The organism is Pigmentiphaga soli (assembly GCF_039541095.1).
Classification (GTDB): Bacteria; Pseudomonadota; Gammaproteobacteria; order Burkholderiales; family Burkholderiaceae_B; genus Pigmentiphaga; species Pigmentiphaga soli.
In genome coordinates, this window is record NZ_BAABFO010000013.1 from 12,441 (window position 1) to 26,674 (window position 14,234).

At 68.9% G+C, this 14,234-nt stretch carries 12 protein-coding genes; 11 read left to right on the plus strand and 1 reads right to left on the minus strand.

Going from position 1 to position 14,234, the window contains the following annotated elements; translation table 11 throughout:
• Positions 1-91 precede the first annotated feature (91 nt).
• From ABD927_RS14205 to ABD927_RS14220, 4 genes are all read left to right on the plus strand, one after another.
• A complete protein-coding gene (locus ABD927_RS14205) occupies positions 92-787 on the plus strand; it encodes a response regulator transcription factor (protein WP_345250487.1) in 696 nt (231 codons plus the stop codon).
• Between the two features lie 3 nt (positions 788-790).
• Complete coding sequence (locus ABD927_RS14210) at positions 791-2,485, plus strand: FecR family protein (protein WP_345250488.1); 1,695 nt, start codon at positions 791-793, stop codon at positions 2,483-2,485.
• 12 nt (positions 2,486-2,497) lie between these two features.
• Positions 2,498-4,834, plus strand: coding sequence for a CHASE2 domain-containing protein (locus ABD927_RS14215; RefSeq protein WP_345250489.1), 2,337 nt, complete (start codon positions 2,498-2,500; stop codon positions 4,832-4,834).
• 344 nt (positions 4,835-5,178) lie between these two features.
• The gene (locus tag ABD927_RS14220) at positions 5,179-6,513 is read left to right on the plus strand and encodes a glycosyltransferase family 2 protein (protein WP_345250490.1); all 1,335 of its coding nucleotides are present in this window, start codon (positions 5,179-5,181) and stop codon (positions 6,511-6,513) included.
• Between the two features lie 8 nt (positions 6,514-6,521).
• On the opposite strand, the gene ABD927_RS14225 is transcribed toward ABD927_RS14220, so the two are convergent.
• Positions 6,522-7,724, minus strand: coding sequence for an amino acid aminotransferase (locus tag ABD927_RS14225; protein ID WP_345250491.1), 1,203 nt, complete (start codon positions 7,722-7,724; stop codon positions 6,522-6,524).
• Positions 7,725-7,977: 253 nt separating this feature from the next.
• On the opposite strand from ABD927_RS14225, the gene uvrB reads away from it, so the two are divergent.
• The 7 genes from uvrB (at position 7,978) to hscB (ending at position 14,220) form a co-directional block, all read left to right on the plus strand.
• Positions 7,978-10,050, plus strand: coding sequence for an excinuclease ABC subunit UvrB (gene uvrB, locus ABD927_RS14230; protein ID WP_345250596.1), 2,073 nt, complete (start codon positions 7,978-7,980; stop codon positions 10,048-10,050).
• Between the two features lie 237 nt (positions 10,051-10,287).
• Positions 10,288-10,779: a low molecular weight protein-tyrosine-phosphatase gene (locus tag ABD927_RS14235; RefSeq protein ID WP_345250492.1), complete on the plus strand. Its 492-nt coding sequence runs from the start codon at positions 10,288-10,290 to the stop codon at positions 10,777-10,779.
• A 231-nt stretch (positions 10,780-11,010) separates the two neighbouring features.
• Positions 11,011-11,517, plus strand: coding sequence for a Fe-S cluster assembly transcription factor (locus ABD927_RS14240; protein WP_345250493.1), 507 nt, complete (start codon positions 11,011-11,013; stop codon positions 11,515-11,517).
• Between the two features lie 71 nt (positions 11,518-11,588).
• Positions 11,589-12,800, plus strand: a complete 1,212-nt coding sequence (locus ABD927_RS14245) for an IscS subfamily cysteine desulfurase (protein WP_345250494.1) — start codon at positions 11,589-11,591, stop codon at positions 12,798-12,800.
• Between the two features lie 156 nt (positions 12,801-12,956).
• Positions 12,957-13,352, plus strand: coding sequence for a Fe-S cluster assembly scaffold IscU (gene iscU, locus ABD927_RS14250; RefSeq protein ID WP_345250495.1), 396 nt, complete (start codon positions 12,957-12,959; stop codon positions 13,350-13,352).
• Positions 13,353-13,363: 11 nt separating this feature from the next.
• Positions 13,364-13,687 (plus strand): iron-sulfur cluster assembly protein IscA, encoded by a 324-nt coding sequence (iscA, locus tag ABD927_RS14255; protein ID WP_345250496.1) that lies wholly within the window; start codon positions 13,364-13,366, stop codon positions 13,685-13,687.
• Positions 13,687-14,220, plus strand: coding sequence for a Fe-S protein assembly co-chaperone HscB (gene hscB, locus ABD927_RS14260; protein ID WP_345250497.1), 534 nt, complete (start codon positions 13,687-13,689; stop codon positions 14,218-14,220). The genes iscA and hscB overlap by 1 nt, the downstream gene beginning before the upstream one ends.
• Positions 14,221-14,234: the final 14 nt, after the last annotated feature.

Consider the following 14,234-nt stretch of genomic DNA (forward strand, 5'->3'; position numbering starts at 1 on the left):
TGTCGGGGAACACATCGGCAGGCGCATGTTGCGCCGCACGCCGCGCCGCGATATGCGCAGCGCAATACACCGGCAAGGGAAGAAGACGCCAATGCGCATCGTCATCCTGGAAGATGACACCGGCCCGGCCACCATGATCCACAAGGCGGTGGCCGAACTGGGCCACGAAGGCTTCATTTTCGGCGACGGCAGGGCCCTGTTGCGCGAATTGCACCGCGACAGCTACGACCTGTACGTGGTCGACTGGGGCGTGCCGCACGTGCAGGGGCCGGACATCGTCCGCTGGATCCGGCGCAACGTCGACGAGCGGGTGCCGGTGCTGTTCGTCACCAATCGCGACGAGGAGGCCGACGTGGTCGAAGGCCTGACCTGCGGCGCCGACGACTACATGATCAAGCCGCTGCGGGTGCAGGAACTCAAAGCGCGCATCGTCGCGCTGATGCGGCGCGCCTATCCGTCGGCGGTGCTGCAGGCCACCACCGAATTCGGCCCCTACCGGTTCGACCTGCACCGCCGCGAAGTCAGCCTGCACGGCATTCCGGTGCCGCTCAAGCCCAAGGAATACCAGCTCGCGCTGTTCCTGTTCCGCAATACCGGCCGGCTGCTGTCGAAGGACTACCTGATGGCCGAGCTGTGGGGCAGCGGCGACATCGATTCGCGCACCGTGGTCACCCACGTATCGCAGCTTCGCAGAAAGCTCGACATCCATCCCGGCAACGGGTTTCGGCTCACGCCGGTCTACAGCCTGGGCTATCGCCTCGAGCAGGTCGATGCACGGCACGAGTAAAGCATGATCCCAATCGAAAGCAGGCGGGGCGCCGCCTCCTGGCGCCGGTGGGCCTCTGCGGCCGCGATGTGGCTGGCCGCGCAGGCGGCCGGCGCGGCCGATGCGCCGCCGCTCACGCACGTGGTGCGGCCGGGCGACACGCTGTACGGGCTGGCCGAGTCCTACCTGGAAGATCCGTTGCTGTGGCCCGAGCTGCAGCGCGCCAACGACGTGCCCAACCCGCGCCGGCTCGAACCCGGCTCCACCATCACGATTCCGGCCGACCTGCTGGATCGCACGCGCGGCGCCTCGGTGGTGCACGTATCGGGCGCCGTCACGCTGGTGCGCGACGGCGCCGGCCAGGCGCTGGCCGTAGGCATGCGGGTGCGCGACGGCGACGTGGTGCGCACCGAGCAGAGCGGCTTCGCCACGCTGGAGCTGCTGGACGGCTCGGTGGTGCGGATCACCGGCGACTCCGAACTGCAAATGCACCGCGCCCGCTACATGATCCGCAGCAAGCGCGCCGATACCGTGCTCGATCTCGGCCGCGGCCGGGTCGAATCCAGCGTCACTCCGCAGGCGCCCGGCGGCAGCCGCTTCCGCGTGCGCACGCCGCTGATGGCGGCCGGCGTGCGCGGCACCGAGTTCGGCGTGTCGCTGACGGCGGGCGGCGCGATGACGGCCGACGTGCTCGACGGCAGCGTCCAGCTGCTGGACCGCGACGCGGCCGCGCGCGTGGCGCCGCCGGCCTCCGGCGGCACGCTGGTGGCGGCGGGGCAGGGGGTGGCCGTCACCGGCGCCGGCGCCTCGGCCCCGGTCCCGCTGCTGCCCGCGCCGGACCTGGGCGCGATCCCCGAGCTGCAGCAGCGGCCACTGATCGACCTGTCCTTCCCCGCCGTGCCGGGCGCGGCCTCGTACCGCGGTTTCCTGTCGCGCGACGCGCAACTGGACTTCGTGGTCGCCAACGCGGTGTTTCCCGGCCCCCGCCTGCGCTTCGAAGGCATCGACGACGGCGACTACGTGGCCGTGGTGCGGGCCATCGACGCCAACGGCATCGAAGGGCGGCCGTCGATCCGCGCGTTCCGCCTGAAGGCGCGGCCCGAGCCGCCCGTCACGCTGGCGCCGCAGGACGGCGGCGAGGTGTCTGGCGGCACGGTCACGCTGCGCTGGACGACCGGCGCCGGCGCGGGCGGCTACGACGTGCAGCTGGCGCGCGACCCACGGTTCGCCGACCTGCTGCTCGACCGCCACGACGCCGGCGACGGTTCGCTCGAAACGCCGCAGCTGCCCTCGGGCGTCTATTACTGGCGCGTGCGCACCTACCGGCTCGACGCCACCGGCCAGGCCGACGCCGGCCCCTACGGCGATCCGCGCAAGTTCTCGATGCGCCGCGAGGCCGCCCCGCCGTCGGCGCCCGAGCAGCATGGCGACGAACTGCTGTTCCGCTGGGACGGCGAGCCGGGCCAGCGCTACCTGCTGCAGATCGGGCGCGATCCGGAATTCACGTCGATCGTGCAGGAAATCCGCACCGGGGAGCGCCAGGCCACGCTGGGCGGGCTGGAGGGCGGCACCTATTACCTGCGGGTACAGGCCACCGACCCCGACGGCTACGTGCGCCGCTTCACCACGCCGCAGCGGTTCCGCGTCCTGAACGTCGTCCGTTCGGGCAGCGGCCAGCCGCTCAATGCCTCGGACGGCTCGGCCGTCGACCGGCCCTGAGGCCCTGACGCGATGATGGCCGCGCGCCTGTCCGGCGGCCTCGACCGTCTCCTGCTGGCCGCCGCGGCGCTGCTGCTGGCCGCCGGCCTGGGCTGGCAGAACGGGCTGGGGCGCGCCGACGCCGTGCTGTACGACGCCGCCGTCAACGCGCTGCGGCACCGGCCTTCTCCCGACATCGTCATCGTCGCGATCGACGACCGCAGCCTGGCGCAACTGGGCCGCTGGCCCTGGAACCGTGAGCGCGACGCCGACCTGATCGAACGCATCGCGGCCCAGGGACCGCGCGCCATCGGCCTGGACCTACTGCTGTCCGAGCCCGACGCCACCGATCCGCAGGGCGACCGCGCGCTGGCGGCCGCCTTGCGCCGCAGCGGCGCGGTAGTGCTGCCCGTATTCATGGCCAGCCTGTCGTCGCGCGGCTACGACGCGGTGCCGCCGATCCCGCCGCTGGCCGAAGCCGCCGGCGCGCTGGGCCACGTATCGGTCGAGATGGATCCCGACGGCATCGTGCGCAGCGTGTTCCTGCGAGAGGGGGCGCGCGGCCGCTGGTACGACCACTTCGCGGTGGCGCTGCTGCGCGCCGCCGGCCACGGCGATGCCGTGCGCACGCTGCCCGGCCGGCACGAACACGGCGGCGCGCCGGCCGCGCCCCCCGCGGACGACGGCTTCTGGCATCGAGACAACTGGGCGCACATCGCCTTCGCCGGCCCGCCGGGCACTTATCGCACGGTGTCGGCGGCCGACGTGCTGAGCGGCAAGGCGGCCGCCGACGCGTTCCGCGACAAGATCGTGCTGGTAGGCCCGACCGCGATCGGCCTGGGCGATGTCTACCCGACGCCGGTGTCCGGCCAATCGATACCGATGTCCGGTGTCGAGATCTCGGCCAGCATCGCCGACGACCTGCTGGCAGGCCGCATGCGGATGCGCGCGCTGCCGTGGCAGAGTGCTGCCTTCGCGCTGGCGATGGTGGCGCTGTTGCTGCCCGGGCTGTGGCTGGCGTCGCCGCGGCGGGCGCTGGCGCTGACTGCCGCGCTGATGGTCGCCACGGCCGCGGTCGGCTTCCTGGCCTTGCACGCCGGCCTGTGGCTGCCGCCGGGCGCGCCGCTGGCCGTGATGCTGCTGCTGTATCCGCTATGGGTATGGCGGCGGCTGGAGGCTGCCGTGGCCTACCTGGGGGCCGAACTGGACCGGCTGCACCGGCACGATCCGGTCCTGCCGCGCGCGGCGCCGGCCGCCGGCGACCTGGTGGACCGCCGCATCGAAGCGCTGCGGCAGGCGGCCGACCAGCTGCGCGCGCTGCACCTGTTCATCGCCTCGACGCTGGAAAGCCTGCCCGACGCCACGCTGGTGGCCGGCGACGACGGCGCCGTGCTGCTGGGCAACCGTGCCGCCGCGCGCTATTTCGGCCTGCCGCCGGCCGAGCTGCGCGGCGCGGCCCTGGGGCGGCTGCTGCGCGGATTGCGGCCGCTGCAGGCCGGCGCGGCGGCCGTCGGCACGCCGCTCGAGCGGCTCGACACCGGCGCGCTGGGCCTGGAATGCCGCGACGACCGCGGCGGCGAGTTCCTGTACAAGCGCATCGCCAGCCCCGGCCTGCCCGGCCGCGGCAGGGTATGGATCGTCTGTCTGGTCGACCTGCACGCGCTGCGCCAGGCCGAGCGCAAGCGCGACGAGGCGCTGCGTTTCCTGTCGCACGACATGCGCGCGCCGCAAACTTCGATCCAGACCCTGCTCGATCTGTACGAGGCCGATTCCGATTCGCTGCCGCAGCACGAATTGCTGGCCCGCATCCGGGCCCATGCCGGCCGCACGCTGGAACTGGCCGAGGCCTTCGTGCAGGCGGCCCGCGTCGAATCGATGCCGTTCGGCACCGAACCGCTCGACTACTCCGACATCGTGCTCGATGCGGTCGACGCCTGTTGGGAGCAGGCCGAGGCGCGCCGCATCCGCCTGCGCACCGCGCTGCCGCCCAACGGCGCCTGGGGCGAGGGCAACCGCACGCTGCTGGCGCGGGCGCTGATCAACGTCGTGTCGAACGCGATCAAGTACAGTCCGCCTGGCAGTCCGGTCGACTGCGACGTCAGGCCGGTCCAGGGCGGCTGGTGCCTGGCCGTGCGCGACCGCGGCCGGGGCATCGACGAGGCCGGCCGGGCGCGCCTGTTCGAGCCCTTCGCGCGGCTGGGCGGAGAGGGCGACGGCGAGCCGCCGGGCATCGGGCTCGGCCTGACCTTCACCAAGACCGTGGTCGAGCGCCATGGCGGCCGCGTCGAAGTCGACAGCCGTCCCGGCGAAGGCACCGAGTTCCGCCTCTGCCTGCCGGGCAGCGCGCAGCCGGAGGACGGCGGGGCATGAACGGCGACGCGCCATCTGCAAACAATTGTCAACTATTGTTTGCCGTCCCGGCCAGGCTGCTTATGCTGTGCGCCATCCCGGCATCGCACGCGGCCGGCGGGCCAGCCGTGGCGGCGCGCCGCCGTTCTTCGCCACCGGGAGCTCCGTGCCGCCGTAGCGGGCGGAACACGGGCAAGGATCCGGCGGGATGGAGATGAACGAGGAAGGGCGGACGCGGCCGGGAGTTTTGCAAGCGGATGGAGGGGCGGGCAGCGGTTTCGTGCGCCGCGGTCCCTACGCCGGCTACCGGTTGCGGTTCAGAGCAGCGGAGTAGCCGGCAACGACCGGCCATCGGATTCCTCACCATGATTCCTGCCTCGATCTGCATAGCACCCCTGGCCCGGCTGGCGGCCGTCCTGACCGGCGTCGCCGCGCCGCACGCGGCCGGCATCCCGGGCATGCTGGTGGCGGCCTTCCTGCTGCTGTATCCCCTGTGCCTGTGCTGTGCCTGGATGGCGGGAGCGGCCCGATTCTGGTGGCGCCGCGCGTTCGGCGAGACGGAAGGCGAGCCGGGCGGCGAGGCGGCGCTGCCGCCGGCGTCGATCGTCATGCCGTGCAGCGGCGCGCAGCCGCAACTGGGCTATGCGATCGCCGCGGCGCTGGGCCAGGACTACCCCCGGCTCGAAGTGATCGCCGTCAGCTACGGGCCCGACGACGGCACCGCCGCCATGCTCGACGCGCTGGCCCAGGACAACGAACCGATGCGTGTGATCCACCTGGCGCCCGGCCAGGACAAGGCGATGGCGCTGCGCATCGGCGCGCTGGCCGCGCACGGCGATTACCTGGTCTGCGTCGACGGCGACGTGGTGCTCGACGCCGACGCCTGTACGCGGCTGGTGGCGCCGCTGGCCGCCTGTGCGCAGGTGGGCGCGGTGGCCGGCTCGCTGCGCCGCGACAACGGTCCGCTGGGCCTGGACGCCGGACTGGCCGTTCGGCTGGCGGGCGGATTGATCCGGCGCGCGCGCACCGCCTACGGCGGCGTTTGCGTGGTGTCGGGCAAGCTCGGCGCGTTCCGCCGCCGCGCGCTGGAAGACGTCGGCTACTGGCGCGCCACCGCGGCCAGCGACGTCGACCTGAGCTGGCGGCTGCGCGCCGGCGGCTGGGACATCCGCTACGAGCCGCGCGCCGGCGGCTGGATGGATGCGCCCGGATGGCGGCGCCTGCCGCGCCGCGCGGCGGGCACGGCCGGCGTCGTGCTGCGGTATTTCTTCGGCGCCCGCATGCCGGGGCGGCGCCGGCTGTGGCCGTCCATCATCGAGCACGGGATGACGGCGGCATGGGTAGGCGTGGCCGGCGCCGTACTGGCGATATGGTCCGCCGAGCATCTGAGCCTGACGGCGCCCTACGTGCGGATCGAAGACCTGGCCGCCCCGGCTTCGCTGGCCACGCTGCTGCTGCGGCTGCTGGCCGCGGCGGGCGACCCGGCCGGCAGCGGCGGCGGGCCGGGCTGGCTGGCGCTGGCCGGCGGCTGGCTGGCCTATCTGGCGGCCGGAGCCTTCGGCATCGCGCTGACCTTCGCGTGGAGCGCGTACGGCGGCCGGCTGCGCGCGGAGGAAAGGCCCACCCCTACGCGCTTCGCGCGCCCCTCGAGCGGCGACGCCGGCGGACCGGCGGAGCCGGATCCGCGGCGTCCCGAATAGGGATAGGCTTAAGACAATACTGCGGCGATGCCGTCGGCTACGGCGTCGATGTTGCCGTCGTTGAGGGCGGCCACGCAGATGCGGCCGGTGCTGACGGCGTAGATGCCGTGCTCTTCGCGCAGGCGGTCCACCTGCTGGGCGGTCAGTCCCGAATACGAGAACATGCCGCGCTGCTTCAGCACGAAATCGAAGTTGCGCCGCACGCCACGCTCTTTCAGCTTGGCCACCAGCGCGGCGCGCATGGCGCGGATGCGCTCGCGCATGCCGGCCAGTTCTTCTTCCCATTCGGCGCGCAGCGCGGGCGTGTTGAGGATCTGCGCCACCACCGACCCGCCGTGCGTGGGCGGGTTGGAATAGTTGGTGCGGATCACGCGCTTGAGCTGGCTCATCACGCGCAGGCTTTCGTCCTTGTCGGCGGCGATCATGGTCAGCGCGCCCACGCGTTCGCCGTACAGCGAGAACGACTTCGAGAACGACGAGCTGATCAGCACCATCAGGCCCGAGGCCGCGAACAGGCGCACCGCGGCGGCGTCGGCCTCGATGCCGTCGCCGAAGCCCTGGTAGGCGATGTCTAGGAAGGGCACCAGGTCGCGCGCCTTGACGACCTCGACCACGCGCTGCCACTGCCCGGGCGACAGGTCGACTCCGGTGGGGTTGTGGCAGCAGGCGTGCAGCACGACCACGGTGCCGGCCGGATAGCTTTCCAGCGCGCCGATCATGCCGTCGAAGTTCAGGCCGTTGGTGGCGGCGTCGTAGTACGGGTAGGAGATGACCTCATAGCCGGCGTATTCGAACAGCGCGCGGTGGTTTTCCCAGCTCGGGTCGCTGATCGCGACCTTGGCCTGGGGCGCCAGCCGCTTCAGGAAGTCGGCGCCGATCTTCAGCGCGCCGGTGCCGCCCAGCGTCTGCGCGGTCAGTACGCGGCCTTCACGGATGAGCGCGGAATCGTCGCCCAGCAGCAGCTTCTGCACCGCCTGGTTGTAGCCGGGAATGCCTTCGATCGGCAGGTAGCCGCGCGTGGCGGCGGCTTCCACGCGCGCCAGTTCGGCCTTGCGCACGGCTTTGAGCAACGGAATCTTGCCTTCGTTGTCGTAGTAGATCCCCACGCCCAGGTTGACTTTCTTGCTGCGGGTGTCGGCGTTGTATTGCTCGGTGAGGCCGAGAATGGGGTCGCGGGGTGCCAGTTCGACGGCGGCGAAGAGCGAGGTCATGAAAAAGCGTCCGTTAAAGCGCGCGGGGTTGTGGTAAGCGGAAGGTCTGGAAGATAATGACAGGTTGCGTTTCCTGATGGAGCATCAGTCTATCATGCGCGATGCCCGAATTCCGGCGCTTCAGGCGCCTGCCGGGAGGCGCCGCGCCGCCGCCGGCAATGCTGTCGCGCCGTCGCCACGCGAGCCCGAGGAGGCCGCCCCGCAACCCGTCGCGGCCGAGGCCGTGGAAGGCAGCGACCCCACCACCGCGATCATGGCCGGCCAGTTCGAGCCACGCTTCGTGACGTTCGAAGGCAGCCCGTTCCAGCTCTACCAGCCGTACCCCCCCTCGGGCGACCAGCCCACCGCGATCGACGCCCTGTGCGAAGGGCTGAACGATGGCCTGATGTACCAGACCCTGCTGGGCGTGACCGGCTCGGGCAAGACCTTCACGATGGCCAACGTGATCGCCCGGATGGGCCGGCCGGCGCTGGTGCTGGCGCCCAACAAGACGCTGGCGGCCCAGCTCTACGCCGAAATGCGCGAATTCTTCCCGCGCAACGCCGTCGAGTACTTCGTGTCGTACTACGACTACTACCAGCCCGAGGCCTACGTGCCGACGCGCGACCTGTTCATCGAGAAAGACTCGTCCATCAACGAGCACATCGAGCAGATGCGGCTGTCGGCCACCAAGAGCCTGCTGGAGCGGCGCGACACCGTGATCGTGGCCAGCGTGTCGTGCATCTATGGCATCGGCAATCCCAGCGACTACCACGACATGGTGCTGATCCTGCGCACGGGCGACCGCATCGGCCAGCGCGACGTGATCGCGCGCCTGGTGTCCATGCAGTACACGCGCAACGACACCGAATTCATGCGCGGCACCTTCCGCGTGCGCGGCGAGCTGATCGACGTGTTCCCGGCCGAACACGCAGAGCTCGCGCTGCGCATCACCCTGTTCGACGACGAAATCGAATCGCTGGAGCTGTTCGATCCGCTTACCGGCCGCGTGCGGCAGAAGATCCTGCGCTTCACGGTCTACCCGGGTTCGCACTACGTGACCCCGCGCGCCACCGTGATGCGGGCGATCGACACCATCAAGGCCGAGCTGCGCGAGCGCAGCCGCTCGTTCGTGGACGAAGGCAAGCTGGTCGAGGCCCAGCGGCTGGAGCAGCGCACCCGGTTCGACCTGGAAATGCTGCAGGAACTGGGGTTCTGCAAAGGCATCGAAAACTACTCGCGCCACCTGTCCGGCGCCCGGCCGGGCGAGCCGCCTCCCACGCTGGTGGATTACCTGCCGGCCGACGCGCTGATGATCATCGACGAAAGCCACGTCACCATCGGCCAGGTGGGCGCCATGTACAAGGGCGACCGCTCGCGCAAGGAAACCCTGGTCAACTACGGTTTCCGCCTGCCGTCGGCGCTCGACAACCGGCCGCTGAAGTTCACCGAGTTCGAGGCCAAGATGCGCCAGTGCATTTTCGTCTCGGCCACCCCGGCCGCCTACGAGAAAGAGCACGCCGACAACGTGGTCGAACAGGTGGTGCGGCCCACCGGCCTGGTCGACCCGGAAGTGGAGGTGCGTCCGGCGGTGGCCCAGGTCGACGACGTGCTGGGCGAGATCACCGAACGCGTGGCCAAGCAGGAGCGGGTGCTGATCACCACGCTCACCAAGCGCATGGCCGAAGACCTGACCGACTTCCTGACCGACCACGGGGTCAAGGTGCGCTACCTGCATTCCGACATCGACACGGTGGAGCGGGTGGAGATCCTGCGCGACCTGCGGCTGGGCACCTTCGACGTGCTGGTCGGCATCAACCTGCTGCGCGAAGGGCTCGACATCCCGGAAGTGTCGCTGGTGGCCATTCTCGATGCCGACAAGGAGGGCTTCCTGCGCTCCGAACGCAGCCTGATCCAGACCATCGGCCGCGCCGCGCGCAATCTGAACGGCAAGGCCATCCTGTACGCCGACCGCATCACCGATTCGATGCGGCGGGCGATCGACGAAACCAATCGCCGGCGCGAAAAGCAATTGCTCTTCAACCAGGAACACGGCATCACCCCCAAGGGGGTGCGCAAGGAAGTGCGGGAGCTGATCGACGGCGTCTACGCCGCCGGCGACGTAGACATCGCGCGGCTGGCCGACGAGGCCCGGTTCGAGGCAATGGGCGAAAAACAGATGGCCAGGGAAATCCGCAAACTGGAAAAGGCCATGCTGGAATATGCCCGCAATCTGGAATTCGAAAAGGCCGCCAAGGCCCGCGATCAATTGCTCGCGCTGAAGGAAAAAGCGTTCGGCGCCGGCGGCCAGCAGGCCGACCAGGAAGCGCTGGATGCCGGCAATTGAGCCGCGGATCGCAATGGTGCATCGCGAGATGAATCGGCCCCATTTTGGGGCGGCAGCCGGTGACAGAATTGTTGCGCTTTTCGTACCACAGTTGTGCGCGCTTGCCCGGTAAAACCTCGAAACCTAGTGTAAGTGCTTATAACTTATTGATTTTAAAGGGAATTTTTTTGCACCAGTTTTCTGCATGAATTTAAAAAAAGCTTGAACTATCCGGGGTTTTCCCGCACACTTTCGGACATGATGACGAAGGTACTCTTTGTGTGCATGGGCAACATCTGTCGCTCGCCGAGCGCAGAGGGCGTGTTTCGCCGCCTGGTGAAAGACGCCGGTCTTTCCGACGTTGTCCGAATCGAATCGGCCGCGACGCATGCGTTCCACCTCGGAGAGCCGCCCGACGCCAGAGCGCAGGCAGCCGCCAGGAAACGCGGCTATGACATCGGCGAATGCCGCGCGCGCCAGGTCCGTCCGGAAGATTTCCGCGAGTTCGACATGATCCTCGCGATGGATTGGGACAACCTGTCGCTGCTGCAGCAGCAGTCGCCCAAGCAGTACCAGCATAAGCTGATGCTGCTGATGCGCTTCGCCAACGAGTATGAAGAAGCCACGGTGCCCGATCCGTACTACGGCGGCCCCGAAGGTTTCTCCAAAGTCCTCGATTATATCGAAGACGCCTGCCAGGGCCTGCTCGAAGTCGTGCGCAAGCGCGCCACCCAGTACCAGGCAGCCTGATCCAGGCCGCCGCGGGCGGCCTGGTCCATCCCAACCGCCATAAGCCCGGTATGTCCGGGCCTTGCTCTTTGCGGGCAGCGTCCGCTGCGCCCGCCGCACCCCGAGCGAAATTTCCCGACTGAATCCCTAGAAAAATATTCGGGATTTCGCTATACTTGACGAAAACGTTAGGGAATTGTGCCGCAAACACGGCGCATTTCCCGGCGGTGTCAGCATCAACAGGGGTTCTGAATGCGACTCACCACGAAAGGACGGTTCGCCGTCACCGCCATGATCGACCTGGCCCTGCGCCAGCACAGTGGCCCGGTCACGCTTTCCGCAATCAGCCAGAGGCAGAACATTTCGCTGTCCTACCTCGAGCAACTGTTCGGCAAGCTGCGGCGACACGAACTGGTCGACAGCATGCGCGGCCCCGGCGGCGGCTATTCGCTGGCCAAGCTGGCGCGGCACGTCACGGTGGCCGACATCATCTTCGCGGTCGACGAACCGCTCGACGCCACCGATTGCGGCGGCAAGCAGGACTGTACCCGCGGCAACGACGGCAAGGCCGGCAAGTGCATGACGCACGAGCTGTGGGCCACGCTCAACCGCAAGATGGTCGAGTACCTCGATTCGGTGTCGCTGCAGGACCTGGTCGACCAGCAACGCATGCGCGAACTGCACGAGGCCACCGCCGCCAAGTCGGTCATGGTGGACCGCCGCGCGGGCAGCCCGGAAGCCACCGGCGCCGCGCTGTAGGCGTGGGCGGGTCGCATCCGGCGCGCGGTTCCGGCGCTGCCGGAACGCCAAGTTATGAGGCAATCGAAGTCATGATCAAGAAACCTGTCTATCTCGACTACTCGGCCACCACGCCGGTCGACCCGCGCGTGGTCGACGCCATGGTCCCCTGGCTGTACGAGAAATTCGGCAACCCGGCCTCGCGCAGCCACGCCTACGGCTGGGACGCCGAAAAGGCGGTGGAAAACGCGCGCGAGCAGGTCGCCGCGCTGGTCAACGCCGATCCGCGCGAAATCGTGTGGACCTCCGGCGCCACCGAGTCCGACAACCTCGCCATCAAGGGCGCGGCCGCCTTCTACAAGGAACGCGGCCGGCACATCATCACCGTCAAGACCGAGCACAAGGCCGTGCTCGATACCTGTCGCGAACTGGAACGCGACGGCTTCGAGGTCACCTACCTCGACGTGCAGGAAAACGGCCTGCTCGACATCGACGCCTTCAAGGCGGCGATCCGGCCCGACACCATCCTGGCCTCGGTGATGTACGTCAACAACGAAATCGGCGTGATCCAGGACATCGAACAGCTGGGCGAGATCTGCCGCGAACGCAAGATCATCTTCCACGTCGACGCGGCGCAGGCCACCGGCAAGGTCGTGATCGACCTCCAGCAACTGAAGGTGGACCTGATGTCATTCTGCGCGCACAAGATGTGCGGCCCCAAGGGCATCGGCGCGTTGTACGTGCGGCGCAAGCCGCGCGTGCGGATCGAGGCGCAGATGCACGGCGGCGGCCACGAACGGGGCATGCGCTCGGGCACGCTGGCCACGCACCAGATCGTCGGCATGGGCGAGACCTACCGCATCGCGCGCGAAGAAATGGCGGTCGAGAACGATCGCGTCCGCATGCTGCGCGACCGCCTGTGGGCGGGCCTGTCGGCCATCGAAGAGGTCTACCTCAACGGCGACATGGAGCGGCGCATCCCGCACAACCTGAACGTCAGCTTCAACTACGTCGAAGGCGAATCGCTGATCATGGCCGTCAAGGACATCGCCGTCTCCAGCGGCTCGGCCTGCACCTCGGCCAGCCTGGAGCCCTCGTACGTGCTGCGCGCGCTGGGCCGCAGCGACGAACTGGCGCACAGCTCGATCCGCTTCACGCTGGGCCGTTTCACGACCGAGGAAGAAATCGACTTCGCCGTCGCGCTGCTGCGCGACAAGGTCGGCAAACTGCGCGACATGTCGCCGCTGTGGGAAATGGCCAAGGACGGCATCGATATCAATACGGTGCAGTGGGCTGCACACTGAACCAGGAGCATTGGATGAACCCACCCCCTACGCGCTTCGCGCGCCCCCTCGAGGGGGCGGCACCGGCGGACCGGCAGAGCCGGGTCCGCGGTGCCCTGGGTCGATCGGCGCAGCTCGATGCGTCATGGAAGGCGCGCTGCGCAATGGAGAACTGAAATGGCATATAGCGAAAAAGTCATCGATCATTACGAGAACCCCCGCAACGTCGGCGCCTTCGACAAGGGCGACGAATCGGTCGGCACCGGCATGGTCGGCGCGCCGGCCTGTGGCGACGTGATGAAGCTGCAGATCAAGGTCAACGAGCAGGGCATCATCGAAGACGCGCGCTTCAAGACCTACGGCTGCGGCTCGGCCATCGCCTCCAGTTCGCTGGTGACCGAATGGGTCAAGGGCAAGACGCTCGACCAGGCGCTCGACATCCGCAACACGCAGATCGCGCAGGAACTGGCGCTGCCGCCGGTCAAGATCCACTGCTCGATCCTGGCCGAAGACGCCATCAAGGCCGCCGTCAACGACTACCGCGCCAAGCGCGGCGGGTCGTCGTCCAACTGAAGGAAACAGCCATGTCGGTATCGCTGACCGCCAGCGCCGCCCGGCACGTCACCCGCTACCTGGAAAAGCGCGGCAAGGGCCTCGGCCTGCGCCTGGGCGTGAAGACCACCGGCTGCTCGGGCCTGGCCTACAAGCTCGAGTACGTCGACCAGGCCGAGCCGGACGACCAGGTGTTCGAAAGCGAGGGCGTGAAGGTGTTCGTCGATCCCAAGAGCCTGCCTTACCTGGCCGGCACGCAGCTCGACTACACCCGCGAAGGGCTCAACGAAGGCTTCAAGTTCAACAACCCCAACGAGAAGGCAACCTGCGGCTGCGGTGAGTCTTTCACCGTCTGATGCAGCAGGTTCCCGATCATTTCGAACTGCTGGGCCTGCCGGCGCGCTTCGCGCTCGACCGCGACGCGCTCGACGCCGCCTGGCGCGAAGTGCAGTCCAAGGTGCACCCCGACCGGCACGCCGCCGGTTCGGAGCAGGAGCGCCGCATCGCGATGCAATGGGCGTCGCGCGCCAACGAGGCCTACCGCACGCTGCGGTCGCCGCTCGCGCGGGCGCGCTACCTGTGCGAGCGTGCCGGGGTCGACCTGCAGGTCGAGACCAACACCGCGATGACGCCGGCCTTCCTGATGCAGCAGATGGAATGGCGCGAGGCTCTCGACGACGCCCGCGCGGCGCGCGACGCCGCGGCGCTCCAGGCCCTGGCCGACGACGTGGCCGCCGCCCGCCGCCGCATGACCGACGAAGTGAGCGCTTTGCTGGACGACCGGCACGACTACGCCACGGCGGCCGCCCGCATCCGCGAATGGATGTTCCTGGAAAAATTTTCCGAAGAGATCGATACCGCATCCGATACTCTGTCGGACCTGAATTGAGAAAGACCTGACGC